This window comes from Flavihumibacter sp., assembly GCF_036676075.1.
Classification (GTDB): domain Bacteria; phylum Bacteroidota; class Bacteroidia; order Chitinophagales; family Chitinophagaceae; genus Flavihumibacter.
This window is the reverse complement of sequence record NZ_JAKFDQ010000007.1, coordinates 1,115,118-1,131,585: the sequence shown is the minus strand read 5'-3', so window position 1 is coordinate 1,131,585 and position 16,468 is coordinate 1,115,118. Positions and strand designations below refer to the sequence as shown.

Annotated in this window: 17 protein-coding genes; 6 read left to right on the top strand and 11 right to left on the bottom strand. The window is 46.4% G+C overall.

All coding sequences use genetic code 11. The features are described from left to right. Window positions 1-53: 53 nt before the first annotated feature. Genes V6M43_RS07670 through V6M43_RS07655 form a run of 4 tightly spaced genes read right to left on the bottom strand, consistent with a single transcriptional unit; the run spans window position 54 to window position 6,294 of the window. Complete coding sequence (locus V6M43_RS07670; RefSeq protein WP_332733919.1) at window positions 54-3,182, bottom strand: efflux RND transporter permease subunit; 3,129 nt, start codon at window positions 3,180-3,182, stop codon at window positions 54-56. 8 nt (window positions 3,183-3,190) lie between these two features. Further along, window positions 3,191-4,258 carry an efflux RND transporter periplasmic adaptor subunit gene (locus tag V6M43_RS07665; protein WP_332733917.1) on the bottom strand — a complete coding sequence of 356 codons (1,068 nt, stop codon included), beginning with the start codon at window positions 4,256-4,258 and terminating at the stop codon, window positions 3,191-3,193. A gap of 12 nt (window positions 4,259-4,270) precedes the next feature. Then, the gene (locus V6M43_RS07660; protein ID WP_332733915.1) at window positions 4,271-5,635 is read right to left on the bottom strand and encodes a TolC family protein; all 1,365 of its coding nucleotides are present in this window, start codon (window positions 5,633-5,635) and stop codon (window positions 4,271-4,273) included. Continuing rightward, a complete protein-coding gene (locus V6M43_RS07655) occupies window positions 5,632-6,294 on the bottom strand; it encodes a TetR/AcrR family transcriptional regulator (protein WP_332733913.1) in 663 nt (220 codons plus the stop codon). The genes V6M43_RS07660 and V6M43_RS07655 overlap by 4 nt, the downstream gene beginning before the upstream one ends. Window positions 6,295-6,576: 282 nt before the next feature. Between V6M43_RS07655 and V6M43_RS07650 the strand changes: the two genes are divergently transcribed. Continuing rightward, window positions 6,577-7,182, top strand: a complete 606-nt coding sequence (locus tag V6M43_RS07650) for a TetR/AcrR family transcriptional regulator (RefSeq protein ID WP_332733911.1) — start codon at window positions 6,577-6,579, stop codon at window positions 7,180-7,182. 66 nt (window positions 7,183-7,248) lie between these two features. Then, a complete protein-coding gene (gene trxA / locus V6M43_RS07645) occupies window positions 7,249-7,614 on the top strand; it encodes a thioredoxin (protein WP_332733909.1) in 366 nt (121 codons plus the stop codon). A gap of 20 nt (window positions 7,615-7,634) precedes the next feature. Here trxA and V6M43_RS07640 read toward each other — a convergent pair whose 3' ends face one another. The 4 genes from V6M43_RS07640 to V6M43_RS07625 all read right to left on the bottom strand — a co-directional run bounded on the left by V6M43_RS07640 (window position 7,635) and on the right by V6M43_RS07625 (window position 9,760). Next, a complete protein-coding gene (locus V6M43_RS07640) occupies window positions 7,635-8,114 on the bottom strand; it encodes a GNAT family N-acetyltransferase (RefSeq protein WP_332733907.1) in 480 nt (159 codons plus the stop codon). A gap of 98 nt (window positions 8,115-8,212) precedes the next feature. Beyond that, a complete protein-coding gene (locus V6M43_RS07635) occupies window positions 8,213-8,470 on the bottom strand; it encodes a hypothetical protein (RefSeq protein WP_332733905.1) in 258 nt (85 codons plus the stop codon). Window positions 8,471-8,590: 120 nt separating this feature from the next. Then, window positions 8,591-9,235, bottom strand: a complete 645-nt coding sequence (locus V6M43_RS07630; protein ID WP_332733903.1) for a hypothetical protein — start codon at window positions 9,233-9,235, stop codon at window positions 8,591-8,593. A gap of 72 nt (window positions 9,236-9,307) precedes the next feature. Next, on the bottom strand, window positions 9,308-9,760 hold the full coding sequence (locus V6M43_RS07625; protein WP_039129966.1) for an Hsp20/alpha crystallin family protein: 453 nt from the start codon (window positions 9,758-9,760) through the stop codon (window positions 9,308-9,310). A gap of 263 nt (window positions 9,761-10,023) precedes the next feature. Here V6M43_RS07625 and V6M43_RS07620 point away from each other — a divergent pair, with 263 nt between their 5' ends. Genes V6M43_RS07620 through V6M43_RS07610 form a run of 3 tightly spaced genes read left to right on the top strand, consistent with a single transcriptional unit; the run spans window position 10,024 to window position 12,693 of the window. Continuing rightward, the gene (locus V6M43_RS07620) at window positions 10,024-11,127 is read left to right on the top strand and encodes a lipase family protein (RefSeq protein ID WP_332733898.1); all 1,104 of its coding nucleotides are present in this window, start codon (window positions 10,024-10,026) and stop codon (window positions 11,125-11,127) included. A 9-nt stretch (window positions 11,128-11,136) separates the two neighbouring features. Further along, a complete protein-coding gene (locus V6M43_RS07615; RefSeq protein ID WP_332733896.1) occupies window positions 11,137-11,769 on the top strand; it encodes a phosphoribosyltransferase in 633 nt (210 codons plus the stop codon). A gap of 18 nt (window positions 11,770-11,787) precedes the next feature. Beyond that, on the top strand, window positions 11,788-12,693 hold the full coding sequence (locus V6M43_RS07610; protein WP_332733894.1) for a helix-turn-helix transcriptional regulator: 906 nt from the start codon (window positions 11,788-11,790) through the stop codon (window positions 12,691-12,693). Window positions 12,694-12,724: 31 nt separating this feature from the next. Here the strand turns inward: V6M43_RS07610 and V6M43_RS07605 are convergent, their stop codons facing one another. Then, window positions 12,725-13,312: an RteC domain-containing protein gene (locus V6M43_RS07605; protein WP_332733892.1), complete on the bottom strand. Its 588-nt coding sequence runs from the start codon at window positions 13,310-13,312 to the stop codon at window positions 12,725-12,727. A gap of 255 nt (window positions 13,313-13,567) precedes the next feature. On the opposite strand from V6M43_RS07605, the gene V6M43_RS07600 reads away from it, so the two are divergent. Further along, window positions 13,568-13,747 carry a hypothetical protein gene (locus V6M43_RS07600; RefSeq protein WP_332733890.1) on the top strand — a complete coding sequence of 60 codons (180 nt, stop codon included), beginning with the start codon at window positions 13,568-13,570 and terminating at the stop codon, window positions 13,745-13,747. Between the two features lie 54 nt (window positions 13,748-13,801). Here V6M43_RS07600 and V6M43_RS07595 read toward each other — a convergent pair whose 3' ends face one another. Both V6M43_RS07595 and V6M43_RS07590 read right to left on the bottom strand, forming a co-directional pair. Next, window positions 13,802-15,199 carry a vanadium-dependent haloperoxidase gene (locus tag V6M43_RS07595; protein ID WP_332733888.1) on the bottom strand — a complete coding sequence of 466 codons (1,398 nt, stop codon included), beginning with the start codon at window positions 15,197-15,199 and terminating at the stop codon, window positions 13,802-13,804. Window positions 15,200-15,310: 111 nt separating this feature from the next. Beyond that, the gene (locus tag V6M43_RS07590) at window positions 15,311-16,186 is read right to left on the bottom strand and encodes an alpha/beta hydrolase (RefSeq protein ID WP_332733886.1); all 876 of its coding nucleotides are present in this window, start codon (window positions 16,184-16,186) and stop codon (window positions 15,311-15,313) included. Window positions 16,187-16,468 lie beyond the last annotated feature (282 nt).

The following is a 16,468-nucleotide window of genomic DNA, read 5'->3' as shown; positions in this document are numbered from 1 at the left end:
GGCTTTCATTTTTCGCGGCATTTTCTCCATCCCTCCATCTCTCCATCCAATTCTTACGTCACCATGAGCGTCTCCACATCCTCGCTCTTCCTCCCCCTATTGATTCTTGCCATAAACTTATCCGCCATCAGGTAAACCACCGGCACCACAATAAGTGTCAGGAACATGGAACTTACCAGGCCCCCGATGATCACCCAGGCCAGACCATTCTTAAAACTTGCTCCCGCACTGGCAGCCAGTGCCAGTGGCAACATTCCTATCACCATCGCAATGGTGGTCATCAGGATGGGTCTTAACCTTGCATTGTTCGCAAGGATAACAGCCTCTCGGGTACTATGTCCTTCCGCCTTGCTCTGGTTGATAAAGTCAACCAGGATAATAGCGTTCTTCGCCACCAATCCGATCAACATGATGATACCCAGAATAGAAAATATATTCAGTGTATTGTTGGTGAGTGCCAGTGCAAGCAAGGCACCAATGATGGATAATGGAATAGAGAACATCACCACCAGCGGGTAGATATAGTTGTCATACAATGCCACCATGATCAGGTATACCATGATAATAGAGATCAGCAATGCCACTCCCAGTGTGGAGAATGAATCACCCTGGTTCTCTACATCACCTCCCATTACATAGCTAACCCCTGCCGGCCTTGGTAGTGCTGCGATCTTTTCAGTGATCTCCGTTGCAACAGTTCCTACCGATTTACCGATTACCTGGCCCTGTACCGAGACAGAACTGTTTTTGTCTCGGCGCTCCAGCCTGCTGGGACCGGATTTCTCCGAGATCGATGCAAACTGGTAAAGCTTCACCTGCTGACCGCGGTTATTGATAAACGTGAGATTGGAAACATCGTTGATATTCTTCCTGTCAAAATCATCTAGTCCTACCCGGATATCATATTCATAGGCACCCTGCCTGAATTTGCCATCATCATTTCCGGCAAAGGCGGTTTGCATGGTGATACCAACCTGGTCGAGACTCAATCCCAATGCAGCCATCTTATCACGATCCACCGATACGTTGATCTCTGGATTTCCGTCTTCCACACTCAGCTTTACTTCCTTGGTTCCTTCTGTTGATTCCACTACTGTCCTGATCGATTTTGCATAGGCCATTACACTATCATAATCTGCTCCAAGCGCAATGATCTCCAGCGGCGCTCTCTGTGCCGTACCTAATATGCTAACAGGAATGGTCTTCACTTTAACCCCCGGCACAACTTTTTCGAGTGCCAGTTTTGTTTTAGCAGCATATACATCAGAAGCATCTTCGCGCTGGTCAATTGGTACCAGTTTGATAGTGATCTCCGATTTGTAGGCTGTTGCATTGCTCGCCCCAAATCCATCTTCACTGCTTTGTCCAACTGTTGTGATCAATGATGTGATATCAGGATTCTTACTCAGATATTCTTCCGCTTTCTGTGTGGCATAGTTGCTCTGTTCAACAGATGCATCTTTGGGAAGTTCGAGCTGCACGATGAATTCACCTCGGTCGCCCTGCGGTATGAACTCACCACCGATATATCCTTTTCCCACCAGCATAAAGGAAGCCACCAGCATGGCAATCACTACAGAAAGTGTGATGGCCTTATGATCGAGCGACCAGTTAAGTATACCGGTTATCCATTTGGTAAAATTCTCCAGTTGCTTCTCAAACCAGAGAATGAACCTTCCAAAAATATTCTTACCGCTGATATGCTCCAGCTTACCAAAACGCGATGCCAGCCATGGCACCAGTGTAAAGGATGCGAGCAAGCTCATAAGCGTGGAGATGATCACCACCACGGTAAATTCGCGGAGGATATTCGACACCAGTTCATTGGTTAAACTGATCGGGAAAAACACCACCACAATTACCAGGGTAATGGATGTAACGGTAAAGCCTATCTCTTTCACCCCTTCAAAGGCAGCACGCACGCGGTTCTTACCCATCTCCATATGTCGCTGTATATTTTCCAGCACCACGATGGCATCATCCACGAGGATACCCACCACCAGTGAGAGTCCCATCAGTGACATCAGGTTTAGGGAGAAGCCCATCAGTTTCATCCCGATAAAAGTTGCGATCAGTGATGCGGGGATAGAAATCATTACGATCAGTGCATTCCGGATGCTGTGAAGGAATAATAACATCACCAATGCTACCAGTATAACCGCCAGAAAAAGGTCATGTATAACCGCATCTGCAGCTTCCAGTGTAAACAGCGATGTATCATTCGCCACCTTCATGTGCAGGTCATTCGATGCATATTCTTTTTCCAGTTGCGCAATGGTCGCCTTCACTTCTTCACTCACATTTACCGCATTCGCATCACTCTGTTTTTGTATCATCATGGCCACAGCAGTTTGCTGATCAACCCTTGCGAGCTGCGATGTTTCTTTAACGGCCTCCTGTATATCGGCCACATCTTTCAGGCGTATAGGCGCACCGGCAGTACTGGTTGCCACCACTGCCTCACGGAGTGATTCAATTGATTCATATTTTCCCGCCAACCGTATCAGCACCTGGTTCTCTTCTGTTTTCACCTTACCGGTTGGGAAGTCGAGATTCGATTGCATGATCGCCTGCTGCACCTGCAACAACGATAGATTATAGGCTGCCAGTTTATCGGAACTGATATCAACTTTCACTTCTCTTTCCTGTCCACCGATCAGCGTGATCTGCGCAACACCATCAATACGCGAAAGACCTGGCGCTACCTTATTATCAAGCAGGTCATAGAGATCCTTGCCATCCATCTTCGCCGTGGCAGAGAGGGTCATAATAGGAAGGTCCTCCAGTGAAAATTTATTGAGGGATGGTGGTTTAACATCATCGGGCAACTCACTCAATACGCTGTTCACCTTTCGTTGTGCATCCTGTAATGCGATATCCGGATTCGCACTGCTGTTAAGCTCTACTGTTACCAGGCTCAGCCCTTCCGATGAGCGCGCCGTGAGTTTCTTGATCTTCTCCATGGATGCCACCGCATCTTCGATCTTCTTGGTGACGGTGTTTTCCACTTCTCCCGGTGAAGCACCCGGATAGATGGTTACTATGGTAACCACTGGTGGCGAGAACTTTGGAAGCAGCTCATAATTGAGCGATTTATAACTGATGATTCCCAGCAGCGTGAGTACTGTAAACAGCACCACCACAATGGTGGGTCTTTTGATAGATATTTCTGTGATCTTCATGATAGTGCTTATTGAATGATGATGGCTGTTCCGTTCTTCAGGTTGATCTGTCCGCCGCTGATCACCTGCTCACCTTCCTTAAGCCCTTCCAATATCTCAACCTGTTCGCCAAGGATGCGGCCGGGCTTTACCTTGCGCAGTTCAGCCTTGCCATTGCTGGCAACATATACTTCGTTGCTGTTAACACTTCCTATAAATGCGGTACGCGGAATCAGCAGCGCAGAATTGTTTTCGGCAAACCGGAATTTTGCTCTTCCATACATGCCGGCGCGGATCGCATTGCCATTGATATTGGTGAGCTCCAGCTCCACGGGGAAGTTGAGGGATGCATCTCCCATCGGCGCGATATAACTAACGGTTGCGTATAACTGCTTATCAGGAAATACATCCGACATAACAGGAACCTTGTCTTTTACTTTCAGTTTCACCACCTGGTACTCAGGTACATTGATGCGAAGCTTTAGTTTGGATATATCCACTATCTGGAACATTTTGGTTCCGGGTTGTACATAGGCTCCTTTCTCTACAAACTTACTCTGGATGATTCCACTGATGGGTGCCTTTAGGTAGCTGTCGCGAAGCTTTCGTTGCTGTATCGCGAGTTGCGTATTGCTCTGTGTTGCCTGTAATTTCAGGTCCTGCAATTGCTGATAGGTGATGCCTCCATTCTGGTAAGCGCTGTCATAACGGGCAAGGTCATTCTGTAACTTGGCCCTGTTATTGGCACTGATCTGAACATCGTTGTTTACCTGCTCATTATCCAGTACGGCAAGCAATTGTCCCTGCCTTACATAAGAACCTATATCCACTTTGAGGGATGATATTCTGCCATTTGATTCCGCCGCAAAATCAAGCAGCTTATTGGGTTGAAAAATGCCATTGGCTTCAAAGTCTATCACCATTGGCTGCAGCTTTACAGAATCTGTACTTACCATAACAGAGGAATGCGTCTGCTGCACCAGTTCTGTTTTGGCCGCATTGGAGGCCTTATTGCTTTGGAGCTTTCCGATCACCAGGAATAAAGATCCCAGGATAGCAACGCTCCATATACCCGCTTTAACTAATTTCCTTTTCATATAACTGTTAGTTTATTGTTGTGTTAGTGATTTAATATTTCCATTGGATCGGAGTAACTCTATCTGCGCCAGCTTGAACTGGAGCAGCGCCTCCGCGTGGTTATTGCGCGATTGGGTTAAGGATGTTTCTGCATTCAGCAGATCAGTGAGGGTAGCAAAACCAAGGCGGTAATTGCTTTGCGTGGTCTCATATACATCATTTGCCAGCGCCACGTTCTTTTCCTGCAGGCGGATGGTATTGATGCTATTTGCGATCTGCATTTTCGCATTGCGCTGGTTCAGTGTAAGCAGGCTCTGCTTCTGCGAAAGGTCTTCCCTCAATTGCCTGATCTGGATATTGCTCTGTGCTATTCTTGCCTGCCTGGCATTGCCATCAAAAATGGGAACGGAAAGCCTGATACCTACCGCTGCTACATCATACCAGGTAGCAGTACCCGAAGATTTTACCAGGTCAAATTTGTTGCTGATGCCATTATAGCTGTAGTTTCCAAAAAGCGAAAGCTTGGGATAGTATTCTGCTTTATAGGCTTTCTTCTGCAGGTGGAGCAACTCTTCCTGCTTCTCCAAAAGTTTGAAATCATTCAGTTGCTTCACATCATTGTATTCAACCTGCAATACTGAGTTGAGTTCTGATTCAATGGAATCTAATGGCGGCGTTGCAAAACTTGCTGCATCATCCATCTGCAATCCCATATAATATTTCAACTGGTTCTCTGATTGGTAGATGGCATTATTGAAGAGGTTGGCATTGCTTTCGAGGTTCGCGATATTCACGCGCAACCTGTCCACATCAATGCGCTTGGCCAGTCCGGCTTTGAACTGGGCTTCTGTTGTTTGCAGTATACGCCTTGAACTAACCAGGTTTGAGTCAACGATGCCGCGCTTTACCCTGTTCACCTGGAGCTGATAGAATGCTGCGGCTACCGATTGTATCACCTGCTCTTCCGTGAGCGCCGTCTGCATCTTGTAATACTCTTCACTTTTTTTTGCTGCCTGCAATCCGGTAAATACCGACTGGTTGAATAGCTCCTGCTTGACTTCACCGGTTACTCCCACATTATGGGTGGTACCCATCTCAATGGTGGATACAGTTCCTGGTGCACCTGTCAGTTCGCCGGGCAGAACTATGATGGGCTTAATGAAATTGTTGGAATAGCTGCCGTTCAGGTTTACCTGTGGCAGGGCCTGTGCCTTCACTTCACGGGTCTTCTGGCGGCCGCCCTCTTCGCCCAGCACTGCTTTCTTAAGCTGCTGGTTATGCTGCAGGGCCAGGTTGATAGTGGCCTGCAGGGTTAGTGGTGCCGGCTCCTGTGCCTGCGCGGCAGTGGTGCCGAGCAGTGCTATGAACAGGGCCGTAGTGGTCAATAGAGATCTCATACGATTGCTTGATTTATATATTGAGGTGTGTAAAAAGAAGTGGATTGATTGGCCTGGAGCTGGTAGTCGAGCATCAGCTTTTCCAGGGCAGGGATCTTTGACGGAAGGATGATGCCATAGAGAAACAAGAGGCAGCTCTGCCGGAATACTTCCTCCTTGGAATAGTCGGTACTGAGTTGTTCGCAATAGCGGAAGTCGTTGTAAAAATGCTGCTGCCAGAGCGTTACCAGCAAGCCGGGATGGATATTACCCCGGTAGATTCCCTGCTGTATGCCGGATTCCAGGTTACGGCGGAGCAGGTTGAGCAATAGCTGCCTTACCTCGGTGCTGATGCTGGTCCAGAGAGAGGGATAATGCTTCTGCAGGTCAGCAAAAAACACGGGCGACCATTTCTTGTAGAATGTTGCCATGGTGGTGATATAGCTGGTGAGCTGCTTGAGGCTATTGGTTTCTGATAAGCTAACCTCCCTCAGTTGATGGGTCAGTGTTTCGCCCATTTCCGCCACCACCCGCTCCACCAGTTGCTCCCGCGAAGGAAAGAAGCGGTAAAGGGTTTTTTTCGATACGCCCATATGCTGGGCCAGGTCGGCCATCCGGAGCTGCTGAATCCCCATCAGGGAGAACAGGCTGGAGGTAGTGCTGAGTATTTTCTGTTCCATGACCTTTCGACTAAATTGATTTAAAAGTCAAAAGTACTAGACATTTCGACTAAAACGATTAAATGGTCGAATATTTATTGTTAAGGAACTGTAAAACTGAATGATTCCGGTTCTTACTATCATGGAACCATTTCCACAAAATATATTTCAATAGTATGTTTATCAATAAGATAGATGCAGAAACTTCGTGAACATTCAGAACCCCATAAGTTTCCCTGGCCTGGCTTCCCCCAGTCCGGCTTTAAAATTGTATTTTGCACCTAAGTACAAATTCGACCAGATATGTCAGTTAGTCAAGTAGAAAGAGACCCGGTTATAATGGCGGAGATCCTCACCGAGGGGCGTGAGTTATTCAAGCGCTATGGCTTTAAGAAAACCACCATGGAGGATATCGCCAAAATGGTGGGTAAGTCCAAAAGCGCCCTCTACTACTATTTCAAAACCAAGGAAGAGATCTTTGAGGCCATCATCATGCACGACATGAAGCAGCAGCACCAGAAAGTTGCTGCCGCAGTAAAAGAGGCCAGTACTGCCCGCGAAAAGTTCCGCTCTTTTGTAAAGGGGATGTTTGAGAACGTGAAGGAAAAGGCAGAAGTATATTCCGTTTACCGCGCCGAATTATTCGAAAGTGCCAAACGCATCCTGGAACTCACCGAAGAAAAAGACCGCTTCGTGGAGCACCAGCTAAAGGATATCCTACTCTTTGGTATCAGCAACGGCGAAGTGAAGCACCTGCAGTCAATGGAAATGGAAACATGGGTTAATATGATTCACTGGGGATTGAAACAGGTTGGCATGAAAATTTTTATGAATAATGAGAACGACTATATCCTGGACAATCTCGATTTCCTTGCAGATAGCCTGTTTGATGGTGTAAGCACAAGATGAGTAAAGGTGACTTTACGCACATAGTATCGCTTTCACTTAAACTAATTTTGACACAAAATATTAGCGATGGCAACAGTTAAACTCACAACAGAAGAGTTCAAGAAAAAGGTGTTTGATTATGAAAATGCTACAGAATGGAGCTATGCGGGTGAATTACCTGCCATTGTAGATTTCTACGCCGACTGGTGTGGTCCCTGTAAAATGGTTGCACCCATTCTGGAAGACCTGTCTAAAGAATATGATGGCAAGCTGATCATCTATAAAGTGGATACAGAAGTTGAACAGGAACTCTCCGCCGTTTTCGGCATCCAGAGTATCCCCACTATACTTTTTATACCGGTTAACGGACAGCCAATGATGCAGCCTGGTGCCCTTCCAAAGAATGCCTTTAAGCAGGTGATAGAAGAAGAACTATTGGTGCAACAATTATAAAGCGCTATCGTCTTTAAATACTAGTTGATCCGGCTCATAAGGACTTCGTCTACAAAACGATTCTCGGATTTCAGGTAGGTATATTTTCTCATGATACCTTCTTTTTCAAATCCGACTCCTTCATAGAGCCGGATCGCTTTTTCATTAGTTACTGCTGTTGACAATTCTATTCTGCGTATACCGTTGCGGTCGCACAGGGCTATGATCTCTTCCAGCATTTTTCGTCCATGTCCCTTGCCCATCTGATCAGGATGGATTGCCACACCTCCCAGATAAACAATATGATCATTGCGATATTCCTGGTGAACGAGCTTGCACATGCCGATAGCTGTTCCCTCCACTTCATATATGAACACAATATTTTTCAGCATCAATGCATCATACACCGATTGAAAGGCAGCCAGGCTCATCTGTTCATATAAGAGGTAAGGATTGATATCGGGGTGCATATACAATCCGAAAACAAATTGCAGGTCCTCGTACTTGGCATGTCTAAGCATACCCTAAATCTCGGCTAAAATTTTCACAGCAATAAATAAGAAAAGCCACCTGTTTAAAGGTGGCTTTTGCTACACAAACTATCAAAAGAGAAATTGATCTATGCCGCTATTGTTTTCAACAGCATTCTACCAATGGCATCTTCAATTTTTGGATGTATATCTTCTGATGCGCTATCCATCACTATAACTTTACCCATTTCAGGCTCGTATCCGAAGATATGAACCGGACTACCGTCATAGCTTACGCGAAATCGTGGCTGCTCATTGGCAGCTATATATGGCTTAGCAACAATTTCTATAGGTGTTCCGTCAACTACCAGTTCAAAATTCAGTGCTTCCGTTCTTTGCTTTCTCATATTCTACTTTTTAAATGAAACAAATAATTACACAGTGATAATTCAAGAACGGTGCCATGGGAAGCCATAAATGTTAAAGCAGCCGTAAAACAGCTGCTTCATTGGGAATACTTTAACGGGTCAGTTTGCCGGTTTCAATACATTTTTTGAGGCCAAATCATTGATGATCAGCTTGCCATACTCATGGCCGAGCCGCTCTGAGGATTCGGGGTCAAAACTCTCCGTTTGTGTGGAATAGATCAGACTCATATCTGATAGATCGTAAAGATTTGTCTCCCAGAAATATTTGGTTGTACTGGTATAATATCCCGGCGTATATACACGGTCATAAATGGTGCGATAGTATCCCCAGAATCGATTCTGGTAAATGATATAAGGAGAATACCTGACCCGCGAAGGAACATAATACCGCTCCCTTTCCTTATCGAGCAATACAACTGTCAACACCGCTTCCACTCCATCAGCCTTTAGTTTTTCCAGCGATGTTTTTTCATCTGATCCTTCAAATTCTTTTGGTCCATAGGTTGCAAATGCCGACACAGCCTTAAATCCTCTTGTTTGCAAATCATCTACAATATGCTGCTCCATTTTTTGCCTGAAATCACGTTCTGAAGAACCCGTTAATCCCAGCACCATGATCTTGCTGAACTGCCTTGGTGTTATATCGGCAGGCGTCCAGGAACTGGTGATCCTTGAAGTAGAGCAGGCAAATAATAAAATCATCATCATTACAGATGATAATGCTATATATAGGATCCGTTTCATAAAAATTTTTTAGAAAAAAAAGCCCCTCAGCAATGGCTGAAGGGCCTTAAGCAATTCACCATTACACCAAAACTATTTAACATCGATGTGCTTTCCGATTTGAGGCTTTTTAGCTTCCTCTTTTTTTGGTAGAACCAGTTTCAATAAACCATTTTCATAAGTCGCATCGATCTTCTCAATGAGGACTTCCTCAGGAATGGTGAAACTTCTGCTAAAACTACTGTAGCTGTATTCCCTGCGGGAATAGCGTGTTTCCTTCTCTTCTTTGTTTTCTTCTTTCTCCGCGCTGATGGTGAGAAGGTTTCCATCAATGTCGATGTTGAAATCTTTCTTATCCATTCCGGGTACTGCCAGTGATACGAGGTAATTGTCCTTGTTGTCAGTAATGTTTACTGCAGGAACTTTCATCATCTTTCCCCATAGGTTACTGCCAGAATTGTCGAACCACTCGTTCCATGGCTTAAACAGATCTTCAAAAATGGATGGGACATTCTCTGTGCGGCGCATCAAAGATTTTGTTGTCATAACAACCCTCCTTTTTTATTGTGATATGGAATAAATTTCCTTCTAAAGGTAGCCTTTGATAATAGCCTGAAAAATGACTGCTGTCAACACAGTTTATAATTCTGGTCAGTTGTTTAATGATGCCACATCGAGTAAGCGCCGTTTTTAAACAGGAGCAATTATTATTTCAAGCTCTTTCCTTTTTGCAATAAATTTATTGTTGGTTAATGCAATGGTGCTGTAGTATTCTTTTCGCTTTACTAATTAACAGCAGCAAGCAATTCATGAAATACACATCTATTCTCTCTTGCCTATTGCCTTTCATCTTTCTTTTACTGACCGGCTCCCCTGCGCGCGCCCAGCTTCTTCAACCAGGTTTCGACAAATCCGAATACCTCGAGTTGATGAAGATCAGCGCCCGCAGTACTAATTCACCTGCCTATTATGATACCTTCCCCGCCCCGCTGGAGTTTACACAGGTTTATAAATCGCCTACCATGGGGCTCGACAATTACTGGGATCTCTGGTCAAACGGAAAGGGGAAGGCAGTCATCAGCATAAGGGGTACCACTACCAATGCCGTGAGCTGGCTCGCGAATGTTTATGCAGCGATGGTACCGGCAAAAGGTGAACTTCAACTGGAAGATGATTTTCGCTTCAACTATTCACTGGCCGATAATCCGCGTGCTGCCGTGCATGTTGGCTGGCTGGTGAGTACGGCCTATCTCGCGCGTGATATCATTCCGAAAATTGACAGCGCCGTTAAAAGCGGCACCTCCGATTTTATCATTGTTGGCCATAGCCAGGGTGGTGCCATCGCCTATCTGCTTACCTCATATCTGTATGGCCTCCAGCGCCAATCTGCCATCCCCTCAAACATCCGTTTTAAAACTTATTGCAGTGCGGCTCCCAAGCCCGGCAATCTCTATTATGCATATGATTATGAAGCGATGACTTTTGGGGGATGGGCTTTCAATGTGGTGAACGCGGCCGACTGGGTACCCGAATCTCCCATCTCCATCCAGACACTGCAGGATTTTAATAACACCAACCCGTTTGCCGACAAAAAAGCCCTTGTCAAAAAACAAAAATTCCCCAATAACCTGGTGCTGAAGCACGTGTACAACCAGCTTAATAATCCATCACGAAGGGCAGGCCGCCGCTACCAGAAATACCTGGGTAAGATGGCCTCAGGATTTGTGAAGAAGCAGATTCCCGGCTACCAGCCTCCGGCCTATATCAACAGCAACAATTATGTTCGAACCGGGCATATGATCGCCCTGGCTGCCGATGCCGATTATTACCAGCGCTTCCCCGATTCAAAAGAGAATATTTTCGCGCATCATTTACACAATGCATATATGTATCTGGCGGCGAAGTTGCCCTAACTTTATGCCATGATATTTTCTAACCGCACGGAAGCAGGTCGACTGCTTGCCCGCAAACTGAAGAGGTATGCAGGCGCAGATGCAGTAGTGCTGGGCGTTCCCCGCGGTGGGGTACCCGTTGCGGGGGCGGTAGCTGCTGACCTGGGGCTGCCCCTTGATGTGGTGATGGTGAAGAAGATCGGTCATCCCTACCAGCCCGAATATGCCATCGGGGCGGTGAGTCTTAGTGATCGCATCATTGTTCCCCATGATGAAGTATCTGATGAATACATCGAAGAAAGGACAGCAGCCATCCGGCAGAAAATGGCCGGTCAATACCAGTATTGGCGGGGTGATAGACCTGCACCTTCACTGCAGGCGAAGATTGTGATTGTGGTAGATGATGGTATCGCTACCGGCAATACCCTGATGGCAGCGGTGAAGCTTCTTCGCAAACAAATGCCCGCCAAAATAGTGATCGCCGCTCCTGTTTCCTCCGGGCAGGCTGCCAGCCAGTTGGCAGAGATGGCTGATGAGCTGGTAACCGTTTTTATCCCCCCACAGTTCAGGGGGGTAGGGGCCTGGTATGAGCAATTTGAGCAGCTTTCGGATGAAGATGTGCGCCAATACCTGGCGGCGTTTGAAAAGGGTTCCTTATCTTAAAGGATAAAACCTAAACCCATGTTGCTCCAGGGAAAGATCCGGCAATACAAGACCATCGTAGAAGCCTTGCAGCCCGGCAAGGGAAAGAGCAGGAAACAATTGATGCTTCGGCTGGAGGCAGAAGGGTTTCTGATCAGTCCCCGCACCTACGACCGTCTCATGGAAGATCTCCGCTTTGAATTCGGGATCGCCATCCACTATGATCCAACAAAAAATCAGTACCTGATAGCCAACGAAAGTCTGCCCGCCATTGACGCCTTCCTCCAGTTCTGCAAAGCCGGCGAAGTGGCAGAATTCACGCAATCGCTCCTGCAATCCCCCTCCGAAACATTGAAACATATTTCTTTCGGCAACGGTTCCGAACTGCGCGGTATTCACCTCCTGCAGCCACTACTGCAGTCCATCACCAACCGCCAGCCCATCCGCTTTATGGCGGAAAACCAGAAAGGAACCGTGATAGAGGTAGTGCTGGAACCTTATATGCTCCGCGAATATGGCTACCGCTGGTTTGTGGTGGGATACCTGCGCGGTGAGGCTGGTGCCGGCGATCTGCGCTGTTTTGCGGTGGATAAGATCACGGAGTTGGAGGCCCTGGGCGATCGCTTTAAACCCCGACCTGAATTTCCCTACGGCGATCTCTTCCGCGACCTGGTAGGCGTGGGCTTTGAAGGGGAAAAAGAAAAGCTGGTACTCCGCGTTTACCCGCCCCTCGACCGGCACTTGCTGGCCTTTCCGCTGCACCCATCCCAGAAGGTACTGAAGGAGGGGAAGGAATTTACTGAGCTGGAAATGAAACTGGTGGTGAATGAAGAACTGGAACAGAAGCTGCTTCAGCTTGGTGCAGCAGTGGAAGTGCTGGAACCCAAAGGCCTCCGAAAATCGATCCGCAACCAGCTCCGGGAGACGTTGAAGTACTATAAGTAGGCTACCCATCTGACATGTGTCAGGACAGGCGTCAGACGGGTTTAAGAACCTCAAGTTGCTTATTGGCAAATTCATGGTACTGTTCCAACGCCATCAGGGCAGCGAGTAGGGGATCGTGGGAGCTCGAAAAATGATCTTCCACATCATAAGCCGTGCGCCATGAAACCGGCACATCGGCCGCCGCAGCAGCAGTAAACCAGCTCTCATCTTTGTCTTCCCTTCCTTCGCGTATATAGGCAACAAATTCAGGATACTGTCTTTCGAAAACCGCAAGCCGACCAGCCTCCTGCTCCCAATAATCCTGCGCATCCACCGGATCGGGCGGAGCAAAGACCATCCCCTTGAATTGCAGGGTATACAATTCAATACGCGAAGTGAAAAACGGTTTTATTTTTTTGAAGAAGTAGATCTCTTCTTCCAGCGAGGCCAGGGGATGTTTAGCCAGGCATTCCTGGAGCAGACTGAAATGCTGTACCGTGATCATAAAACGTTGGGCGATCCTCTCTGAAAGGGGCAGCGAGTTATTCACCTCTTTGCCGAGGGCCCGAACATATTGCTCCATAACCCCGCGCTGGTGCTCGTTGGGCGCGAGAAAAAAGATCTCGTTCGGGTCGTTCATCTGCTGCTTGCTTTAACCTTTAACTAAATGCCTGATACCAAATCTATTAATCAGGTTGCGAAGCTAAGGTTAAAGCTGCAGGTTTATGCAGAGCTTCCAAAAATTCCAGAATTATACCGCAGTTTTCAGCGGTTTTTACCAGCCAATTACCGCAATCTGCCATCATCTCTATTATTGTTACGCCATTAATGGGCGTAGAGGCATCCCTTCCACAGGTACAAAGATTGCACACCTTCTTTATTAAAATAGCAGATTATGAAAACACAGAATCAGCCAACGGCAAGGCCCAACGATCCCGTTCCGGATAAGGGCCGCCCACAGAACAAGGAGAACCTCGATAGCAGGAAAAACGAAGAACAGGAATTCAAGGGGGATGATATTACCCACAACGAGAAACCTGTAAAAAGCGAGAAGAAACAGGAGAAAAAAAGCTAAGAAAACATACCCGTCTGACGCCTGTCAGGACAGGCGTCAGACGGGTAATAAAAATCAATCCTCGGACTCCCCGAAGTGGTTATTGAAAATATATTCAGCTACTTCCATCCCCTGGTTTTCGCCATCAAGTACCCCCTTGCGAAAATACCAACCTGCATATACCTTACCCATGGCATTATCGCGGGACGCCTGCAGTATACTTGTGTAGTGCCTGGTAACACCTGGTAAAGCTGCACTCGTCAGTTCCACATCTGCTGCATCGGAACCGAAAACCAATTTCAGGGCCTGTGCACCTGCTCCAGACATTGCAGCAAAACTGGAAGGGTATTCCGGTAGAGGAGGTGTTATGAAGTTGAAGAGGTGATTAATAGCATTGGGTGCATCAATCAAACTGGGTAGCCAACCCTCTAAAGAACCGGTTGCCGCATTATTATCAGTCTCTGCCATCCGGATCGCTGTTTCGGGCCTCCAGGTGTAAAAATGATATTTTGATTCAATAGCAGCAGTAATTCCATCTTTCATAGATGTATGCATCAAGGCAAAAACACGGGCAGTTTTCCAGGCATCCAATTTATGATCACTGATCATGGCCCTGGCAAAACGATTCCATATATGTGATGTCAGGTCTTTCCAAAATACACTTATCTCTTCTTCCTCTGCAGTACGTGTATGTCCAACCCTTGCTCCTTTGGTCTTTACTTCATTAAAGTCGGCCGCATATTCCGCTGATTGCACCGAATAAGGTCCATCGGGACGGAACTGGTCATTACTTTCAACTGCAAATGGTTTCATAACAACTCCCCAGTTTGGAATTGATTTGTTCGGGGGAATAAAAATGGCCGGGTTCTGATAAGGTAGTGTGGAACGGTATTCACCCGGCTCATCACCATCGGCTGGAATGGTTGAAGTAAAAATCACCTGGCCTAGACCATCATTTGCCCGCAGGGCTATAATTGCATCGGCAGCCTTTTTGCCCAATGCCTTTCCCAACTCCTTACTTTCTCCATCGGGAATAGTTGCCAAACTTTCATTATACCAGTCCCCCACCGGTTGAAGTCTTTGTTGGTTGAGACCTATGATCACATGGTAGGCAGCACTCGCTACAGCAGCATCGGGTGAAGCATGCGGCTCACGCACATCAGTAAGCGCATATCGCTGGTATTTTGGCTTGATACTGTTCAGGGCATCATGCACAGCAATTTCCATTATCGCAAATAACCTTGCCCTGAAAGGCATCGGCATTGGGGCCACCAAAACGGTCGACACTTTTTCATTCCAGTACATCACCATATCATTCTCGGCAAAGCCCGGATCAACCGGAACCTTACTGTTTGCCGACTGTGAATTTTCAGGTGTTGCCGACACCAATTCCTCTTTCTGGCAGGAAACAAAACCAAACGCTACCAATAGAGCCAGTAGCACGGTGGGAAGAAAAGATATTCTCTTTTTCATAGCCTAAGTTTTAGATGAAGCCTAAAACTAATTTTCTGAAAAGAGATTTTCTTTCTAATGCGACAGGGTCATTGCATCTATTGACAGACCCCTGTTTTTATGCGATAAGATCTATTTGTCTTTTTTTATCATCCACTGCACCTCAAGCCAGTCGGTAAATCTATTGATCCATGAACTTGCAGGAAAGCCATTCAAACCATGCCCTCCATTTGAATACAAATGCAATTCTGCAGGATGCTTTTCCTTTACCCATGCAGAATAAAGGCTCACTATACTATTTACAGGCACCAACTGGTCATCCGTTGCCCCTGCAATAAATAATGGCGGTGCGTCAGCCGGTAAAACTTTATTATTCATATTGGATAGCCCCATATATATTATACCCAGGAAATCGGGACGCGTATGCTCCTTATAATTAAAAGCAACCTCTGAACTTAAAGCCCCTCCCGCCGAAAATCCCATAATGCCGATTTTATTTGGATCAAGCTTATATTCATCCGCATGCTGCCGAACATATTTCAAAGCTGCAAAAGCATCCTCCAGGGCCAATCTTTTTACTGACTCAACAGTTTCACGAAACCTATTCATGTCCTTCATTTTCCCCATCATTTCCTGCCAGGGGTCGTCCGTAATGCTTTGAGCCAACCGATATTTCAAAACAAATACCGTCAGCCCTTTTTTAGTCAACTCATTGGCAACAGCCGTTCCCTCTTTATCAATCAGCAATATGTGAAATCCACCACCTGGACAAACAATTACTCCCGCCCCATTGGCCACGGCAGGCTGAGGCAGGTATACCGTTAAAGTGGGACTACTCACATTGTAGACAATTCTTGTATTAAGGGGATTTTTGTTGGTCTCCTTTTCTTTCCATGTCCAGCTCTCCGAACCAGGCGCGGTAGAAGTATATAATGGAACCACAGAAGGCTGTGCCTGCAGCACTGTAAGGAGCCCCATCATCAAAACCAGTTGTATTGTCTTTTTCATCTGAAAGGGTTTAGTCTAAGTTAAACCATTTAGTAGTTCTCCTCTTACACTAAACCCGTCTGCCCAAATGCGTATGTCGTCGACTAAATCCTTTTGTCGCATAAGCATAACTGCTCGTCTTATTTTGCTGCGCTTATTTCGGGTTGTTGGTAAAATGGGTTAAATTTAAAGAGGCCCCATTTTATGCTCAACCAAAACCTTATATTTTCTGAGAAGTGGTCAGCTCGCATCAAGCGACATCTGCTTTTCTGGTTAGTATGGGGATTTTATTTTGGAATCTTA

Excerpts from the sequence above, each read along its gene's own strand:
- V6M43_RS07670 (WP_332733919.1), bottom strand. The coding sequence starts at position 3,182 with ATGAAGATCACAGAAATATCTATCAAAAGACCCACCATTGTGGTGGTG.
- V6M43_RS07600 (WP_332733890.1), top strand. The coding sequence starts at position 13,568 with ATGAAAACACAGAATCAGCCAACGGCAAGGCCCAACGATCCCGTTCCG.
- V6M43_RS07595 (WP_332733888.1), bottom strand. The coding sequence starts at position 15,199 with ATGAAAAAGAGAATATCTTTTCTTCCCACCGTGCTACTGGCTCTATTG.
- V6M43_RS07640 (WP_332733907.1), bottom strand. The coding sequence starts at position 8,114 with ATGCTTAGACATGCCAAGTACGAGGACCTGCAATTTGTTTTCGGATTG.
- V6M43_RS07605 (WP_332733892.1), bottom strand. The coding sequence starts at position 13,312 with ATGAACGACCCGAACGAGATCTTTTTTCTCGCGCCCAACGAGCACCAG.
- V6M43_RS07615 (WP_332733896.1), top strand. The coding sequence starts at position 11,137 with ATGATATTTTCTAACCGCACGGAAGCAGGTCGACTGCTTGCCCGCAAA.
- V6M43_RS07630 (WP_332733903.1), bottom strand. The coding sequence starts at position 9,235 with ATGAAACGGATCCTATATATAGCATTATCATCTGTAATGATGATGATT.
- V6M43_RS07590 (WP_332733886.1), bottom strand. The coding sequence starts at position 16,186 with ATGAAAAAGACAATACAACTGGTTTTGATGATGGGGCTCCTTACAGTG.
- V6M43_RS07660 (WP_332733915.1), bottom strand. The coding sequence starts at position 5,635 with ATGAGATCTCTATTGACCACTACGGCCCTGTTCATAGCACTGCTCGGC.
- V6M43_RS07655 (WP_332733913.1), bottom strand. The coding sequence starts at position 6,294 with ATGGAACAGAAAATACTCAGCACTACCTCCAGCCTGTTCTCCCTGATG.
- V6M43_RS07635 (WP_332733905.1), bottom strand. The coding sequence starts at position 8,470 with ATGAGAAAGCAAAGAACGGAAGCACTGAATTTTGAACTGGTAGTTGAC.
- V6M43_RS07620 (WP_332733898.1), top strand. The coding sequence starts at position 10,024 with ATGAAATACACATCTATTCTCTCTTGCCTATTGCCTTTCATCTTTCTT.
- trxA (WP_332733909.1), top strand. The coding sequence starts at position 7,249 with ATGGCAACAGTTAAACTCACAACAGAAGAGTTCAAGAAAAAGGTGTTT.
- V6M43_RS07650 (WP_332733911.1), top strand. The coding sequence starts at position 6,577 with ATGTCAGTTAGTCAAGTAGAAAGAGACCCGGTTATAATGGCGGAGATC.
- V6M43_RS07625 (WP_039129966.1), bottom strand. The coding sequence starts at position 9,760 with ATGACAACAAAATCTTTGATGCGCCGCACAGAGAATGTCCCATCCATT.
- V6M43_RS07665 (WP_332733917.1), bottom strand. The coding sequence starts at position 4,258 with ATGAAAAGGAAATTAGTTAAAGCGGGTATATGGAGCGTTGCTATCCTG.
- V6M43_RS07610 (WP_332733894.1), top strand. The coding sequence starts at position 11,788 with ATGTTGCTCCAGGGAAAGATCCGGCAATACAAGACCATCGTAGAAGCC.